Annotated in this window: 16 protein-coding genes, 1 tRNA gene and 1 pseudogene; 17 read left to right on the top strand and 1 reads right to left on the bottom strand. The window is 41.3% G+C overall.

The window, feature by feature from the left end; genetic code table 11:
- The first annotated feature begins 652 nt into the window (after positions 1 to 652).
- The 13 genes from cydA to BCU68_RS03170 all read left to right on the top strand — a co-directional run bounded on the left by cydA (position 653) and on the right by BCU68_RS03170 (position 11,788).
- A complete protein-coding gene (gene cydA / locus BCU68_RS03230; protein ID WP_102563366.1) occupies positions 653 to 2,239 on the top strand; it encodes a cytochrome ubiquinol oxidase subunit I in 1,587 nt (528 codons plus the stop codon).
- 13 nt (positions 2,240 to 2,252) lie between these two features.
- The gene (gene cydB, locus BCU68_RS03225) at positions 2,253 to 3,389 is read left to right on the top strand and encodes a cytochrome d ubiquinol oxidase subunit II (RefSeq protein ID WP_102563365.1); all 1,137 of its coding nucleotides are present in this window, start codon (positions 2,253 to 2,255) and stop codon (positions 3,387 to 3,389) included.
- A gap of 12 nt (positions 3,390 to 3,401) precedes the next feature.
- Positions 3,402 to 3,509 carry a cytochrome bd-I oxidase subunit CydX gene (gene cydX / locus BCU68_RS03220; RefSeq protein ID WP_102563364.1) on the top strand — a complete coding sequence of 36 codons (108 nt, stop codon included), beginning with the start codon at positions 3,402 to 3,404 and terminating at the stop codon, positions 3,507 to 3,509.
- On the top strand, positions 3,502 to 3,804 hold the full coding sequence (ybgE, locus tag BCU68_RS03215; RefSeq protein WP_102563363.1) for a cyd operon protein YbgE: 303 nt from the start codon (positions 3,502 to 3,504) through the stop codon (positions 3,802 to 3,804). Before cydX ends, ybgE begins: the two co-directional genes overlap by 8 nt.
- A 151-nt stretch (positions 3,805 to 3,955) precedes the next feature.
- Complete coding sequence (ybgC, locus tag BCU68_RS03210; RefSeq protein ID WP_102563362.1) at positions 3,956 to 4,378, top strand: tol-pal system-associated acyl-CoA thioesterase; 423 nt, start codon at positions 3,956 to 3,958, stop codon at positions 4,376 to 4,378.
- Entirely contained in the window at positions 4,368 to 5,051 is a 684-nt protein-coding gene (tolQ, locus tag BCU68_RS03205; protein WP_102563361.1) for a protein TolQ, read from the top strand. Before ybgC ends, tolQ begins: the two co-directional genes overlap by 11 nt.
- Positions 5,052 to 5,054: 3 nt before the next feature.
- The gene (locus BCU68_RS03200) at positions 5,055 to 5,498 is read left to right on the top strand and encodes an ExbD/TolR family protein (protein WP_102563360.1); all 444 of its coding nucleotides are present in this window, start codon (positions 5,055 to 5,057) and stop codon (positions 5,496 to 5,498) included.
- 13 nt (positions 5,499 to 5,511) lie between these two features.
- Positions 5,512 to 6,627 carry a cell envelope integrity protein TolA gene (tolA, locus tag BCU68_RS03195; protein ID WP_102563359.1) on the top strand — a complete coding sequence of 372 codons (1,116 nt, stop codon included), beginning with the start codon at positions 5,512 to 5,514 and terminating at the stop codon, positions 6,625 to 6,627.
- Positions 6,628 to 6,640: 13 nt separating this feature from the next.
- Positions 6,641 to 7,993, top strand: a complete 1,353-nt coding sequence (gene tolB, locus BCU68_RS03190) for a Tol-Pal system beta propeller repeat protein TolB (RefSeq protein ID WP_102563358.1) — start codon at positions 6,641 to 6,643, stop codon at positions 7,991 to 7,993.
- A 57-nt stretch (positions 7,994 to 8,050) separates the two neighbouring features.
- Positions 8,051 to 8,599 (top strand): peptidoglycan-associated lipoprotein Pal, encoded by a 549-nt coding sequence (gene pal / locus BCU68_RS03185; RefSeq protein WP_102563357.1) that lies wholly within the window; start codon positions 8,051 to 8,053, stop codon positions 8,597 to 8,599.
- A gap of 16 nt (positions 8,600 to 8,615) precedes the next feature.
- On the top strand, positions 8,616 to 9,386 hold the full coding sequence (gene ybgF, locus BCU68_RS03180; RefSeq protein ID WP_102563356.1) for a tol-pal system protein YbgF: 771 nt from the start codon (positions 8,616 to 8,618) through the stop codon (positions 9,384 to 9,386).
- A 159-nt stretch (positions 9,387 to 9,545) separates the two neighbouring features.
- The gene (gene nadA, locus BCU68_RS03175; protein WP_102563355.1) at positions 9,546 to 10,607 is read left to right on the top strand and encodes a quinolinate synthase NadA; all 1,062 of its coding nucleotides are present in this window, start codon (positions 9,546 to 9,548) and stop codon (positions 10,605 to 10,607) included.
- Between the two features lie 149 nt (positions 10,608 to 10,756).
- Positions 10,757 to 11,788 (top strand): potassium channel family protein, encoded by a 1,032-nt coding sequence (locus BCU68_RS03170; RefSeq protein WP_102563354.1) that lies wholly within the window; start codon positions 10,757 to 10,759, stop codon positions 11,786 to 11,788.
- 106 nt (positions 11,789 to 11,894) lie between these two features.
- Here BCU68_RS03170 and BCU68_RS03165 read toward each other — a convergent pair whose 3' ends face one another.
- Complete coding sequence (locus BCU68_RS03165; RefSeq protein WP_102563353.1) at positions 11,895 to 12,464, bottom strand: UPF0149 family protein; 570 nt, start codon at positions 12,462 to 12,464, stop codon at positions 11,895 to 11,897.
- 162 nt (positions 12,465 to 12,626) lie between these two features.
- Here BCU68_RS03165 and BCU68_RS03160 point away from each other — a divergent pair.
- The 4 genes and pseudogenes from BCU68_RS03160 to BCU68_RS03145 form a co-directional block, all read left to right on the top strand.
- Positions 12,627 to 14,786 (top strand): annotated as a pseudogene (locus BCU68_RS03160) (ATP-binding protein); the annotation flags it as partial.
- A 352-nt stretch (positions 14,787 to 15,138) separates the two neighbouring features.
- Entirely contained in the window at positions 15,139 to 15,591 is a 453-nt protein-coding gene (locus BCU68_RS03155; protein WP_102563352.1) for an L-alanine exporter AlaE, read from the top strand.
- 149 nt (positions 15,592 to 15,740) lie between these two features.
- Positions 15,741 to 15,828: transfer RNA gene (locus tag BCU68_RS03150), tRNA-Ser, on the top strand.
- 366 nt (positions 15,829 to 16,194) lie between these two features.
- On the top strand, positions 16,195 to 17,322 hold the full coding sequence (locus tag BCU68_RS03145; RefSeq protein ID WP_102563351.1) for an HNH endonuclease: 1,128 nt from the start codon (positions 16,195 to 16,197) through the stop codon (positions 17,320 to 17,322).
- The last annotated feature ends 68 nt before the right edge of the window (positions 17,323 to 17,390 follow it).

The following is a 17,390-nucleotide window of genomic DNA, read 5'->3' as shown; positions in this document are numbered from 1 at the left end:
CAAAATTAATGTAATTGGTATTAAAAGGTATCGGCTTTTTTGTACCTGTAATATGCCATTTAACATATTTACCGAAGGTTGTAACAAGTATTAATGGGCTGGAAATATGGATCGCATCAATAGTTCGTTAAATAATGTTAAACCTTAAGCGTAATAATTATCATTGCCAAATAAATGTGACATTGCGCTTGTTATTTATTTCAGCAAACATAGATTGTAAGTAGCGATATTGTAGACGCTGAGTTGTGTTTGTGGGTGATTATTGTTGCCAATATGCAGCCATTGAGTTATGGGTTGGTTTTGTTTGTGTTGGTTATTTGTAGTGCAAGGTTTTTTGGTGTAACTCGTTGCATTTTATGATGTTTATTTTTTGACGCAAGTCAATTTGAATGACGCTTGGATTTTTATGCTGTTATTTTATTGATCTGCGTCAAAGTTAATTTTAGTTATAAATCTTTTGAAACAAATTGTATTTAGCAGTAATATTAGCATCAGCAATAATACTATGTTTATAACAATTAAATAACCATCATAATGCATAATTACAGCAACGGATGCTTTTGACTACTTATACCAATATAAAGTTAATACATTACATCTAGCGTTGTAAAAGTGTAAACCGCGTCATTCAGCCGACGCAAAAGGAGTTACCATGATAGATGTCGTTGATCTATCGCGATTGCAATTTGCTTTTACCGCGATGTATCACTTCTTGTTTGTTCCATTGACTTTAGGTATGGCATTTTTACTTGCCATCATGGAGTCGTTGTATGTAATGACCAATAAGCAAATCTATAAGGACATGACCAAGTTCTGGGGTAAGCTATTTGGTATTAACTTTGCTCTTGGTGTGGCAACCGGCCTTACCATGGAGTTCCAGTTTGGTACTAACTGGTCTTACTATTCTCACTATGTCGGTGATATCTTCGGTGCGCCATTGGCCATTGAAGCATTAGTCGCCTTCTTCCTCGAATCGACCTTTGTTGGTCTGTTCTTTTTTGGTTGGGATCGACTGTCGAAACGCCAGCACTTAGCCGTAACATGGTTAGTCGCGCTCGGGTCAAACTTCTCTGCTCTATGGATTTTGATTGCCAACGGTTGGATGCAAAACCCGGTCGGGGCTGAGTTCAACTTTGAAACGATGCGAATGGAAATGGTGAGCTTCTCTGAGGTTGTTCTTAACCCAGTCGCTCAAGTTAAATTTGTTCACACCGTTGCATCAGGCTATACCGCAGGCGCCATGTTTGTATTAGGTATCAGTTCATACTATCTACTAAAAGGCCGAGATATTGCTTTTGCTCGACGTTCGTTTGCTATCGCGGCTTCTTTTGGTATGGCAGCGATTTTATCAGTAATGGTACTAGGCGATGAGTCAGGCTATGAGTTGGGTGATGTGCAAAAAGTTAAGCTAGCGGCAATTGAAGCCGAATGGCATACAGAAGAAGCGCCAGCCTCCTTTACCGTCCTTGGTCTTCCGAATCAAGAAACCATGGAAACCGACTACGCAATCAAGATCCCTTATATCATGGGTATTATTGCCACGCGCTCATTGGATACACAGGTAACCGGTTTACGTGATTTACGTGAAGAGCATGTGGACCGTATTCGTAATGGTATGTACGCCTATGAATTGCTGGCTAAGTTACGTTCTGGTGATAAGTCAGAAGAAAACAAAGCCGCTTTTGATGAGGTAAAAGACGACTTAGGTTATGGCTTGTTGCTCAAGCGCTATACCGATGACGTTGTGGATGCCACTGAAGCGCAAATTCAATCAGCGGCTGACGACTCCATTCCAACGGTTTGGCCATTGTTTTACTCGTTCCGCATCATGGTTGCTTGTGGCGTAGTGATGCTGTTTATCTTTGGTTTTGCTTTTGTACAAACCTGCCGCCAAAAAATTGGTCAGAAGAAGTGGTTACTTAAAGCAGCATTATATGGCATGCCGCTACCATGGATTGCGATTGAAGCAGGTTGGTTCGTTGCTGAGTATGGTCGTCAACCTTGGGCCGTTGGTGAGATCTTACCGGTTGATGTCGCTGTTTCAGCACTGACCGCAGGTGAATTGTGGACATCACTATTCGCAATTTTAGCGCTCTATACGGTGTTCTTAATTGCCGAAGTTTACCTCATGGTGAAGTTTGCTCGTAAAGGACCAAGTAGCCTGAAAACAGGTCGTTACCACTTTGAACAAGAAGCTAACTCTGTTGAAGACAAAGTTGGTCGTCAAGTAGAAGTATAAGCAAGGATTATTTATGTTTGACTACGAAATCTTACGTCTTATTTGGTGGGTTTTAATCGGTGTATTACTGGTTGGATTCGCTGTTACCGATGGCTTTGATATGGGCGTTGGTGCTTTAGTGCCGGTTATCGGCAAAACAGATAGTGAACGTCGTGTAATGATCAATACGATTGCTCCGCACTGGGATGGTAACCAAGTTTGGTTAATTACAGCGGGTGGTGCATTGTTTGCAGCGTGGCCTTTGGTGTACGCAACGTCATTCTCGGGTTTCTATTTTGCGATGTTAATTGCTTTAGCGGCACTATGGTTACGTCCACTTGGTTTGGATTATCGCTCAAAAATTGAGGATCCAAAGTGGCGTAGAGCATGGGATGGCGCGATTTGTACCAGTGGCTTTGTTCCACCAGTTATCTTTGGTGTTGCCTTTGGTAACTTGCTGCAAGGTGTGCCATTTCAATTATCTGACTTTATGATGCCAACGTATCACGGTTCATTCTTCGCGTTACTGAACCCATTTGCTTTGCTATGTGGTGTGGTTAGCTTGTCAATGATTGTGCTGCAAGGTTCAACTTGGCTGCAAATGAAAACGACCGATGAAGTTCATCAGCGTTCACGTAATATTGCTCAAATTGCCGGTTTAGTGCTTGCTGCGACGTTTGTTGCTGGTGGCTTCTGGATCCAGCACATTGATGGCTATGTTATTACTAGCGTTTTAGATAAAGCGGCACAATCGGATCCTTTGAATAAAGAAGTGGTTCGTGAAGCTGGTGCATGGATGGCTAACTTTGAACAATATCCATTAATGTGGGCAGCACCAATTCTCGGTGTCGTTATGCCTATTATTGCGGTTATTGCTTCTCGCTTTGACAAAGGTGCGTTTGCCTTTATCGCATCAAGCTTAACCAATGCGGGCGTCGTCTTTACCGCTGGTTTAGCAATGTTCCCATTTGTAATGCCGTCAAGTTTAGTACCTAATCATAGCTTAACGATGTGGGATTCTACTTCAAGTGAGCTAACGCTTAACTTAATGACGTCAGTTGCTTTTGTGATGGTGCCAATTATTTTAGGTTACACGATTTGGACTTATTACAAAATGTTTGGTCGTTTAGATAAGAAGTTTATCGAAGACAACAACACGTCAGCTTATTAAGGGGTATAAAGTATGTGGTATTTCGCATGGATTCTGGGTGTATTGCTAGCGTGTGCATTCGGTATTATTAATGCTCTTTGGTTAGAGCACTCAGAAATGATGGATAATGATAGTGAGTAACATGACCGAGCAAGTGACTAGATGGCATACACCGATGGATAATGCAGTGCTAAGAGCTGTCGCATTACTATTAGGCTTTATGCATGTTGGTTTAGTTATGTGGGATCCAGAAGTATACGCGACCAGTATTGGCGGGTTTAACATCATCATTGGTCCACTGTTTATTTGGGCACTTTGCTCCAGTATGGTGTATGGCATTGGCTTTAAACCAATCAATTGGTATTGGCAATTATTGTTCAGTCCATACTTCTTGTTACCTATCTTGCTCTATTTAACAATTATACGCTTAATATAGTTGTTGGTTTTTTACTCTAACTGAGGTCATCTTATACAGATGGCCTTTTTTTTATGGACTCAATTCAAAAAAAGCATATTGATAGTGTTTTAATCGTAAATAGTTGAGTTATAGTAAAAGATTAGTATATTAATTTATTTTGGTTGTAACATTGCGTAGTTTAAAATACACCTTATTTACATGGCCAATCACCGTTTATTATGAAGATACCGATGCGGGTGGGGTGGTATATCACTCCAACTATTTGAAGTATTTTGAACGGGCGCGTACGGAATTACTTCGCTCTATCGGTGTTTCTCAGCAAACTTTACTGGCTGAAAATATCGGTTTTGTTGTACGCCATATTGATATTGATTTCTTACAAGGTGCAAAGCTTGATGACCAACTCACAGTAACAACGACCATTTCTCAATTGAAACGTGCTTCCTTAGTATTTTGTCAGGAAATCGTTAATCATGAAGGTGTTGTATTGTGTACGGCTCAAGTTAAGGTAGCATGTATTGATAACCAGAAAATGAAACCGAAGGCGATGCCTCAATCTATAATTTTGGAGTTTACCCACAGTGACTGCTGATATATCTATTCTCGATCTTTTTTTACAAGCTAGTTTACTCGTTAAAATGGTTATGTTGGTGCTTATGGGGATGTCTGTTGTCTCATGGGCAATGATCATCAAGCGCAGTAAAGTGTTATCAAATGCAGTAAATAATACTGAAGCTTTTGAAGACCGTTTTTGGTCAGGTACTGATCTATCACTACTTTACCAAGATGTAAAAAAACGCAAAGACTCTCTAATTGGTACAGAAGAAATCTTCTACTCTGGTTTTACCGAATTTGCTCGCTTACGTAAAAGTAATGCCGCTTCTCCTGACTTTATTATGGAAAGTACAGGTCGAGCAATGCGCGTTTCAGTTGCTCGTGAAGTTGACGAGTTGGAAACCAGCCTGCCGTTTCTAGCAACTGTTGGTTCAATCAGTCCATACATCGGTCTATTTGGTACGGTATGGGGTATCATGCATGCCTTTATCGCGCTTGGTGCTGTTAAACAAGCAACGTTAGCCATGGTTGCTCCAGGTATTGCAGAGGCACTCGTCGCAACAGCAATGGGTCTGTTCGCCGCTATTCCTGCAGTAATGGCGTATAACCGTCTAAGTAACAAAGTCTCTAAACTTGAGCATAACTACGCGACATTCTCAGAAGAATTCCACAGTATTTTACACCGTCAAGTGATGGCGGGTAGGGAATAATTCATGGCAGGATATCAACCTAAAAAGCGCAAATTAACTGCGGAAATTAACGTTGTTCCTTATATTGATGTCATGCTGGTGCTGTTGATCATTTTTATGGTGACTTCACCGTTTGTTACTCAAGGGGTCGATGTCGAATTACCAGAAGCAACAACGGCGCAATCAGCACAAGATTTACTGGGTGATGATAGTAGTAGCTTTATTATTATCGAAATTGATAAGCATGGTTTGCTTGGTTTAAGCGTTAACAATGATGAAATGCAACGTGGCTTATCAATTGATGACGTTATTGTTCGTGTCAAAGCAGAGCGAGCGGTCAATGCCCAAGCACCGGTTGCCGTTGGTGGTGACGCTGCAACGCCGTATGCAGACATCGTTTTAGTATTGGATGAGTTAAGTCGAGCTGGTATTCCTAAAGTGGGATTATTAACGGATATAAAGGAATAGATTCGAACCCATTATGAAAGAGACTAGAAGAAAAACGAATCAATCAAGTTACGGCAAGCCAATCGCCATCTCTTTTTTCATGCATGCAGTGTTGATTGTCGTTTTACTGTGGGGCGCGGATTGGATGCCCTCTAAGCCAGAGCCGATGGGTAACATGGTTCAAGCTGTTGTGATTGATCCACAAGCCGTTCGTAAGCAAGCTAATGAGATCCGTCAACAACGTGAAGCAGCGGCTAAAAAGGAGCAAGATCGCCTTGATAAGTTGCGCCGTGAAAGTGAACGATTAGAAAAAGAGCGTCGTCAGCGAGAAGAAAATATCCGCAAGCTAAAAGAGCAGCAAACTCAAGAAGCTAAAGCGGCTCGTGAAGCAGAAAAGAAACGTGTTGAGCAAGAAAAGCAACGTAAAGTTGAAGAAGCTCGCGCCGCTCAAGAGAAACAACGTGCTGAGAAAGCGGAAGCCGAGCGCAAAGTTAAAGAAGCGGCACTGAAAAAAGCGGAAGCAGAGCGAGTAGCAAAACAAGCGGCTATTGCAAAAGCAGAAGCGGAAAGAGTGGCGAAAGAAGCGGCGATTGCTAAAGCGGAAAAAGAGCGTATCGCACAAGAAAAAGCGGCTAAGGAAGCAGCAGAAAAAGCTCGTAAAGAGAAAGAAGCCGCAGAAAGAGCAGAGCAAGAACGTATAGCGAAAGAGAAGGCAGCGAAAGAGGCGGCTGAAAAAGCGAAAAAAGAGCAGCAACGTCTTGAGCGTTTGAAAAAAGAACGTGAAGAGCAAGAAGCCGCGATGAATGATATTTTTGCCGGATTAGAGAGTGAAACATCACGAAATAGTTCAGCGCGTCAACAATTTATATCATCAGAAACTCAGCGTTATGGGGCGATTTATACCCAACTAATCCAACAAAACTTATTACTAGAAGATAGGTATAACGGAAAGTCGTGTATGGTTAACCTAACCCTGATACCAACAGGGTCGGACGCAATCGTTGGTAGCTTATCGATTCTAGGTGGAGATAATCAGTTGTGCGCTGCAACCAAACGTGCCGTTGCCCAAGTGAGCGCTTTTCCATTACCAAGTGATATTGAAATAGTGAATCAATTAAAAAATATCAATTTAACCGTGGCACCTGAGTAACAAGGATAAAATTGTGTTAAAGAAATTAATGCTAAGTCTGCTTGTTATAATGACAAGTAGCATTCAATACGCAAATGCAGCTTTAGAGTTGGTTATTACTGATGGTATTAACTCAGCAAGACCTATCGCCATTGTTCCATTTAAGTGGGAGGGGGGCGAAGCGTTACCTCATGATGTGTCTGCGATCATCTCTTCTGATTTACAGCGCAGTGGTAAATTTAGCCCAGTTGCGACGAGTAAAATGCCGCAAACGCCTTATCAAGATAGTGATGTCGATTTTAATGCGTGGACATCTTTAGGGGTGGATTCACTGCTTACCGGTACGATTAGCCAAAATGCCGATGGTGCATATGTGGTGAGTTATCAGTTGATTGATATTGTCCGAGGGCAACTCACACAAGGGCAAAGTCGCGCATTGAGTGACAGCGGTGAATTAGTCCTGTCAAAAGACCATGTTTTATTCAATAAGCGTGCGACAGTACCAGGCCCTCGTCTGCGTGAGTACGCACACCGCATTGCCGATCTTGTCTATCAAGAGCTAACGGGTGAGCGTGGGGCATTTTTGACTCGAATCGCTTATGTCGTTGTGAAAGACGAAGATGAATACCCATACCAATTAAGAGTTGCTGACTATGATGGCTATAACGAACGTCTTGTTTTGCGTTCTAAGCAGCCACTTATGTCACCGGCTTGGTCACCAGATGGAAAAAGTTTGGCTTATGTAAGTTTTCAGAATAACCAAGCTGAAATTTACATGATGAATATCTATACCGGTGAACGTGAAAAATTAACGTCATACCCTCGTCATAATGGTGCGCCAAGATTCTCACCAGATGGGAAAAGTTTAGCTTTGGTTTTATCTAAAACAGGCAGTTTGCAAGTCTACACAATGGATTTAGCCACTCGTAAACTCAAGCAGATCACTCAAGGGCGTGCAAACAATACAGAACCGTATTGGCATCCAGATGGTCAATCACTGATCTTTACTTCAGATCGCGGTGGACGACCACAAATTTATCAGGTTGATCTTGCCGATAACGCAACAAAGCGTATTACTTGGCAAGGTAGTCAGAACTTAGGTGGTCAAATCACACCAGATGGACGTTTTTTGATCATGGTCAATCGCAGTAATTCAGGCTTCAACTTAGCGAAACAAGATCTTGATAGTGGTGCTGTACAAATTTTAACAAGCACACTTTTAGATGAATCACCAAGTATTGCTCCAAATGGTGGAATGGTTATTTATAGCTCAATTTATAATAAAACCAATGTGCTATCTATGGTCTCGATTGATGGGCGATTTAAAGCTCAACTGCCGGCTACCAATGGACGAGTAAGAGCGCCAGCCTGGTCTCCATTCTTATAATTACTGTTTTAGACAGTTATGTTTTTGTAATAATGAGTTTTTAAAAAGGAAAATAAAATGCAACTAAACAAAGTACTGAAGGGACTATTAATTGCTCTCCCTGTATTAGCAGTGACAGCATGTAGTTCAACAGATGAAGCCGCGTCATCAACGACAACGGGTTCAGAAACAAACCAAGCAATCGCACCTGGCGCTGAAACTGGCATCGATACAACGGTTGTTTCACCGATTGATGCTAATGACCAACTTTCTGAGCAAGAGCTTAAAGAGCAAGCACTACGTGAAACACAAACAATCTACTTTGCTTTTGATAACTCAACAATTGCAAGCGATTACCAAGATATGCTTTCAGCTCACGCATCGTACCTAAGCAAGAACCCAGCAATCAAAGTAACGATTGAAGGTCATGCTGATGAACGTGGTACACCTGAGTACAACATCGCACTAGGTGAGCGCCGTGCTGAAGCTGTATCAAAGTACCTTGAAGCACTGGGTGTTGAAGCAAACCAAATTTCGATTGTAAGCTATGGTGAAGAGAAGCCTCTTCTATTAGGTCAATCTGAAGAAATCTATGCTAAGAACCGCCGCGCAGTTCTAGTATACTAATTGAGGATAGAGCCTCATGTTCGGTAACTTAAAGCGTGCTGTGACGCTTTCGTTACTGGCTAGTGCAGCGAATATCGCATTTGCTGCACCAGCCCCAGTATCTGATCTAAACAGTACCCCAAACAATAGTGCGACGGCTTCAGCTTCTTCGGAAACAGAAGTTCAACGTCTTGAACGTTTATTACTTAATCGTAACCGTGTCCAATTAGAGATGCAGCAGCAATTAAGTGATATGTCGCTAGAAATAAGCACACTTCGTGGTGAACTTGAAAGAAATAGCTACGATATGAAACAAATGTTGGATCGCCAACGAGAGCTATTTATAGAACTTGATCGTATTCGCAATGAAGTTAAAAACTCTCAAGTAGCCCCAGTGGTTGTTGATAAAGATGAATCTGCATTAACGGGTACTTTTAGTACTAATGCTGATGAACAGACCGCTTACCAAAATGCGGTTGATTTAATCTTAAAGCAACGTGATTACACCGGTGCTATCGCAGCATTTCAACAGTTTCAGCAAGATTTCCCTGACTCAACCTTTACACCTAACTCCCATTATTGGTTAGGGCAACTTTATTTTGCTAAGAAACAAGATAAAGATGCAGTGAAGAGTTTTGCTGCTGTCGTTGCTTATTCTGATTCGAATAAACGCGCTGATGCACTCGTAAAACTGGGTGATATCTCTGCTCGTAATAATAATGCGGCGCAGGCTAAAAAATATTATCAGCAAGTGATCAGTGAGTACCCTGGCTCAGCGTCAGCGAAAATTGCAAGTACACATTTATAGTCATTATTAGTGTGATTTAAAGAGGCCAATGATGTCATCGATGACATGGTTGGCCTTTTTTATGCCTCACTAATTCTATCAAGGTGATTCTCTTTTGATTATCACGCCTTTTAGGGTGTACAATCGAGAGATTATTAGCAGTAGCATAGAGCTTGAGTTATGAAGCATATTTTAGATAAAATCGATACCGTCTACCCATTTCCCGCAAAACCTGTGCCGCTTACTGATGAGCAAAAACAAGCACACATTGCATCGATTAAAGAACTATTAAAACAAAAAGATGCCGTTCTTATTGCCCATTATTATACCGATCCAGAAATCCAAGCCTTAGCGGAAGAAACCGGTGGTTTTGTCGGTGATTCTTTAGAGATGGCAAAGTTTGGTAATCGCCATACTGCCAGCACACTTATCATCGCTGGTGTACGTTTTATGGGTGAATCTGCCAAGATCCTAACACCAGAAAAACGCATTCTAATGCCAACCTTAGACGCAGAGTGTTCACTGGATCTTGGTTGTCCGGCTGAAGAGTTTACTCAATTTTGTGATGCTCACCCTGATCATACCGTTGTGGTTTATGCCAACACTTCTGCAGCAGTCAAGGCGCGTGCCGATTGGATTGTAACCTCAAGTATTGCCCTTGAAATTGTTGACCACCTTGATGCCGATGACAAAAAAATCATCTGGGGTCCAGACCGTCACTTAGGCTCTTACATTGCCAATAAAACCGGCGCTGATATGCTGTTATGGCAAGGTGAGTGTGTGGTGCATGATGAATTCTCAGCTCAAGCACTAAAAGACATGAAAGCGGTATACCCAGAGGCGGCAATCCTTGTTCACCCTGAATCACCAGCCAGTGTGGTTGCACTTGCTGATGCCGTTGGTTCAACCAGCCAATTAATTAAAGCAGCAAAAGAGCTACCTCAGCAAAAACTGATTGTTGCGACAGATAAAGGCATTTTCTTTAAGATGCAGCAGCTAGTACCGGAAAAAGAGTTGGTAGAAGCGCCAACCGCAGGTGCAGGTGCTACATGTCGTAGCTGTGCACATTGCCCGTGGATGGCGATGAATGGACTAAAAGCGATTGAAGCTGCATTGGTTGAAGGTGGAGAGACGCATGAAGTCTTTGTTCCAGAAGCGATCAGAGTGAAATCCTTGATCCCATTAAATCGTATGCTGGACTTTGCAGAGCAACTCAACCTGAAAGTGAAGGGAAATGCTTAAGCGCGTTTCTACTGCCGGCTAATCACTGTAAATAAGTGATCACATTACCTAAACCAGCGATATCTTCGCTGGTTTTTTTTCATCGGCCACTTTTCGATTATCAATTAGCATATACACTTAAAGGACATTGAATACACAGTGAGAACATTATGCTCATTTGGTTACAACTAAGGCGGTGGTTGAAATCCAACTTGCACGATCTTGGTGGTAAAAATCTCTTAGTACTGTTTTTAATTTACCTAGTGTTGTCGTGGTGTTTGCTAAAAATGGCGGGCGAAACGGCATTAACGGTAACCATTACCGACTTTCTCTATTACTTAGCCGTGACTGCCAGTACCGTCGGTTATGGAGACATGTCACCAGAAACAGAGTTAGGTAAATGGGTGGTGATACTGGTTATTATCCCCGGTGGATTAAGCCTTTTTGCTGCGCTGTTAGGAAAAATGGCCAGTCAAGCCGTGCATTATTGGCGATCAGGATTATTAGGAAAACGGAGTGTCAGAGTGAAAGCGCATATTTTAATATTAGGCTGGAATGAGCAACGAACCATCCATCTTATTCGCATGCTACAACATGAAGAAACAGGTAAGCGACCGATTGTATTGTGTACGCGCTCAGACATTGAAAACCCACTGCCCGGTGAGATTGAGTTTGTTAAAGTGAACAGCTATACCGATGGGCAAGAGATGGACAAAACCCATTTAGAGCAAGCCAGCTGTATTCTTATTGATAACCCTGAAGATGATGTCACGCTTTCCGCTGCCTTATATTGCTCTAATCGAAACCCGAATGCCCATCTATTAGTCTCCTTCAAAGACGAAGCATTAAGCCAACTTCTACGTCAACACTGTCCTAATTCAGAATGTATCCCAGCCGTTGGTGCAGAAATGCTGGCTAAAGCCGCGGTCGATCCAGGTTCAAGTGCCTTACATCAAGAGCTATTAAGTTCAACACGAGGCATGACACAGTATTCAACGACTTACCCACTAGATAAGCCCGTGATAAACGTCGAGTCTATTTTCATGCTATTAAAGAAAGAGTATCAGGCGACATTAATCGCAATTGATAAAGACAAAGGCATGGAGCTTAACCCAAGTTTAGATATGGAAGTCACACCAGGTTGTAAGTTGTTCTATATCGCTGATGAGCGCGTCGAGCAGTTTGATTGGGAGCGTTTATAGCCTCAAAATAAGCAGTATAAGCCTCTAGTTTATCAACTCTTATCAGTCAAAAGGGTAGAGGCTTACTTATTGCTTTTGGCAGAGATTGTCTGTTACTAAACCAAGGTTACTGCTGTTGAGCCAAAGTCACACCACGCTGCGTTAAGCCACAAAGCATCACAGGTACGGCATTAAAGATCTCTTCAAACTGCTCCAAACCATCGATGCCTTGTTCTGCTAAAGTCGCAATCGAAGTTTCAGGATCAAATAACATACTTAGTGACAATAAAACGCCACCAAGAAGCGCATTATCTTCACTCTCTTCAGGCATTAGCGTTTCCCAATCGTCACGCGAGATTTGCCAACCTTGTAATAAGCCTTCACAGAAATCGCGTCCAGCTTCGTTAACGATTTCAGCATCATCAAGCGCACAGCCTTCAGGCCATAGCCATTCGCCATCAAGTAGAGCAGGGCGGTAATCATTCCATAAGCTAATGATGCACTCAATATATTGCTCTAACTGTTCACCGTCAGTAAATGGTGCCGTCTCTTGACCACCCCATAAGAAAGGAAGCCACTCTTCAGGTGATAATACATTAGGCGCCGCAGCCATGGCAGCAACAAAGCCTTGAGTTTTTGCTTCAGTAAGCAGTTTGCCTTCAAGTTCAGGCAACGAAAGAATTGCTGTTAATGTCAAAATAAAATACCGTATGGTTAATAATGAAGGAATACCTTTAGTTTACCAATCTATGGCTAAGGGAAAAAGCCTTGATGTCCGACTCTATAAACTATAGTGTTGTCCTAATGGAATAAATGTAGATTAAATATGGATATTAGCGCTTCCCTCAAGAAAAAAAGCATCATTGCATTAGCCGTTTACCTCTGTTTTATTATCGCAATGATTGGTGGGATCACACAGGTTGTCGTCGAACCTCCAGTACGAGAAAAACTACAAAACCATTTAGATTTACGAACGCAATTACTGGCTCGTAAAATAGACGGTCCGTTAAGTAATTCACAAGGATTGCTGTACAGTTTAAGGGCTATCGCCAATACTGAACTGGTTCCATCTGGCGCAAAACAAAACCACCTACGTCAACTTTTAATCGAGCTCTTCTCTGGTGATATTGGCGCGGTTGTCAGTGGCGGAATTTGGCCAGAACCTTATAGCATCGATCCCAATGAGCGCCTGTCCAGCCTGTTTTTCAATCGTCATAACGGTCAAGTCGATCAAATCTTTTCCTATAACAACCCGCAATCCTCGCCTTATCATGAAGAGTCATGGTACACCGCAGTGGTAAATAAACCTTCGCAAACCGTTGTTTGGTCTGATGTCTATATTGACTCCTTCACACATGTCCAAATGATCACTGCCTCTATGCCGTATTATCATCATGAGCGCTTTGCTGGCGTTGTTACCATCGATCTCTCCCTAAAAGAATTGATGTCTTTGGTAAAAAAACATGCCGAAGAATATCAATTAGGTGTAGTCGTTCGTGATAACTACGGCACGCTAATAACCGAGCATAAATTTGATATACATGATGGGATTTATATCAGTCATTATCGATTCGATGAATTTAATTGGCAATTGTCGGTAATTAATTCAGAGCGTTTAGTTGATGATGAAGTGTTCTCACAAGTCGTTAATATAGAGTTAGCGATTATTCCAATGCTATTAATGTGCGTAATGGCCGGTTATTACTTGATCAATCGCTACTTACTCAAACCGATAACCGATATTGGACACAAGGTGGGGGATTCTCAAGCTGGCGGTATTATCGATATTGATTACTCCAGTAAAGATGAGATTGGCCAACTGATCGAGGCGTTTAATAATAAGACCGTCTATTTAGAAGCGGAAAAACGCAAGGCTCAAGCTTCAACCGATGCCAAAACCGCTTTTCTTGCAACGCTTTCCCACGAAATAAGAACGCCGATGAATGGGGTGCTAGGGACAGCGCAACTGCTCTTAAAAACAGAGTTAGATGATACCCAGAAGAAATACCTACGTATGCTGTATGACTCGGGTGATCACATGATGAAGTTACTCAACGAGATCCTCGACTTCTCTAAAATAGAGCAAGGTAAACTCGAACTCGATGAAACACAATTTCCATTAGAGTCGCTTATAGGTAGCATCAATAGTGTCTACTTCTCACTTTGTCAGGAAAAAGGGTTGGGCTTTAAAGTCTACTCTGACATCGCCAAAGATCGTTGGTATTTATCCGATAAAGCAAGACTTAGACAGATACTGTTTAACTTACTCAATAACGCCTTTAAATTTACCAGTCATGGCTTTATCGAAGTCTTTTTATCAGAGTATGAGCAGCAGGGGACAACCTATCTATTAATCCGAGTACGAGATTCCGGTATAGGCATCCCTAAAGAGGCTCAGCAGCGCATATTCAACCCTTTTGAACAAGTCGATTCGACAACCACGCGTCAGTTTGGAGGTACCGGCTTAGGGCTTGCTATCGTAAAACAGATTGTCGAGTTAATGGGTGGATATATGACATTAACCAGTGAATTAAATATCGGTACCAGCTTTGAAGTTCACGTTGCGGTTGAAACTTGTATGCCCATTGTGATCGAACAAAATAGCCACCATAAGCTCGATTATAGTGGGTTAAAAGTGCTCATTGTTGAAGATAACCGAACTAACACCATCATTATTGAAACCTTCATGAAAAATAAAGGCTTTACTTGTCGCTGTGTGACTAACGGCCAATTGGCAATAGAAGCGGTGATGGAGGAAGCGTTTGATTTAATCTTGATGGATAACCATATGCCAGTGATGGATGGGGTAGAGTCGATATCAGGGATCAGGCAGATGCCGGGTCCTATGAAGGATGTATTGATCTTTGGTTGTACGGCCGATGTGTTCAAAGAGACGCGCGATAGAATGCTGGGGGCGGGCGCTGATAGCATTGTCGCTAAACCAATCAACGAACGCGAGCTCGATGATGCATTATATCTAGCCATGACAAAGCTTTACCAATTCCAACCTGATGATTCAGTGAATATGACCAAGCTCTGATCCGCGTTTTCGCTGGCGAACACTGATTGATTTTCTGCTAATTCCCCTCTCTAAGCCCTTGTTATGTAAGTAGCAGGGGCTTTTTTGTATCTCAAGTTAACCATGCGTTACTACTGATAGCTTGTTCTGTGGATCATTAATGAGTAATTAGTTTTTAACACTACAATTTTGTTGCTTAATAGTGATAGATCTATAAATTCATTTTTACTTCAGTCAGATAAACTGCTTAATGTATGTTTTAATAGCGCCATAAACTGCTTTGATTTAAAAGAGTGGTTTTCTGTATCGTTAATTGAAAAATTGTAAGCTTTATATATCGGGGAAAGAGAAGATGAAAGTTCGTGCACCATTTTGTATTCGTCATGCAGCAGCGGATACTTTTGCTATGGTCGTGTTTAGTTTTGTGTCGGGAATGTGTATTGAGATTTTTATTTCTGGCATGACATTTGAGCAGTCTTTAGAGTCACGTTTACTTTCGATTCCTGTCAATATTGCGATTGCATGGCCTTATGGTGTCTTCCGTGATTGGGTATTACGCCAAGGCAACCGAGTTTCATCTGATTCAAAAATGAAGTTGATTTCAGATCTTGTGGCTTATGTTCTGTTCCAGTCACCGGTTTACGCGTGTATTTTATTAGTGGTTGGCGCATCACCAGAGCAAATCGTCACCGCTGTTGCGAGTAATGCCATTGTTTCGTGCGCTATTGGCGTATTGTATGGCGTATTTTTAGATAAATGTCGCCTGTGGTTTAAAGTTCCAGCCTACGTAAACCAAGTATCTTAAGTCGATAAATGGCTTGTTTTTAAACGAATAAGCCACTAATTAAGCAAACAGTTTATTTTAAGCTATATTTTAATGTTTTTACTTGACCAGCAAGCACATAAACATTAAATTAACGCTCGTTGACCAAACAGTGGTTAACAACAAAATTTGGTGAGGTGTCCGAGTGGCCGAAGGAGCACGCCTGGAAAGTGTGTATACCGCAAGGTATCGAGGGTTCGAATCCCTCCCTCACCGCCATATTCTGAAGAAAGACGTCCTAGGGCGTCTTTTTTTGTGCCTGCAATATAGAGAAATCTATTGGTTATTGTTTGAGTAGCCATATCCTTTCTAGTTCAGCCTGCTTTACTGAGTCATACTAATATTTCATCAAATCAAAGCCATATTGATCGGGATAGACATCACAATTACCCAAGATTATTTATTACTTCATCACCAGAATAAACAAACACATATACCATAAAGTCAAATAGGTATATTGTTTAGGATAATGAAATTAGCATTTTAACATTCAATTATTGTGGTTCTACAGGGCCTGAAAATAAGGCTCCTCGCTTTAAGTCATTTGTAGTAGTGGGAATGTCTAGCATGGATAGAAGGTAGATTATGGCGCTCGAATATTATCTAGAGAGTTTTCAAAACCTGAAGATGAACAGTGTTGGTGGTAAAAAAAGCCCTCATAAAGTATGTATGCTGCTAGCAGTGATGGATTTGATCCAAGTAGGGCACATTGTTACCAATAAGATTATTTTTAATCAAACACTAAAAGATCAGTTCAGTCACCATTTTGATAATCTAGCCCAAGGTAAAGATAGAAGAACACCTGAAAATCCTTTCTTCCATTTAAGAAGTGAAGGCTTTTGGCATCTTTCTTATCATGATGGTTACGACAAAGCATCAACCAATCGCTACTCAACTAAGGCGATTGCACATGCTTATATTGATGATGAACTATTTGTTTATATGAAAAGCTATATTGTTTCAAATGATCTCAAAGAGGCATTGATTTCAAACTTTTCAGATTTAGCTTCGTTGTATCATCAATGGTTGATGGATATTGGTAAGTCTGAAAAAACAGCGAGTAATTACCTTGGAGCAATAAGAGGATCAATTTCAAATTGGTTGGTGGATACCGGTGAAATAGAAGGTTCGCTGACGGATATCAATTCATATCGAGAATTTGTAAGTTATGAAGAAAAGGCTCGAAATTTAGAGGTTTTTAAAATTCGTGACTCTAAGGGTAAAGGCATGTATAGCGCTGCATTGAACCACTACCATAAGTTTTTAGCTGATTTATCTCAAGTGGATGTTAATGCAGATATCAAGCAGGTGATGACCGATAAGACTCTATCTGAAACCGAGAAAACTATTTTGGTCAATACGAGGGTTGGACAAGGGCAGTTTAGATCAAAACTTATACAGATGTGGGGTGGCTGTGCGGTTACTGGTTATCGTAATACTCAGTTGTTATTAGCTTCTCACATTAAACCTTGGCGAAACTCTAGTAATGAAGAACGCCTAGATAGGTTTAATGGGTTATTACTTCTTGCCAATCTTGATAAAGCTTTTGACCTTGGTTTTATTTCCTTTAATGATAATGGAAAAGTATTAATATCTAGTTACTTAGAGTCTCCAGAGGTCATTGGCTTAAAAGAAGATATGCAGTTTAATGTTATGACTGAGCACAAACCTTATCTTCGTTATCATCGCGGTGAGTTATTTAAAGGGTTATGATTCAGGCAAACAAGACCGAGGTATCTTTTTTTGCTTGATCTTAATACCTACACTGTCTCAAATTGACC

The sequence above is a fragment of the Vibrio sp. 10N.286.49.B3 genome (assembly GCF_002873395.1).
Classification (GTDB): Bacteria; Pseudomonadota; Gammaproteobacteria; order Enterobacterales; family Vibrionaceae; genus Vibrio.
The sequence above is the reverse complement of the archived record's forward strand: the minus strand, read 5'-3'. Positions and strand labels throughout refer to the sequence as shown.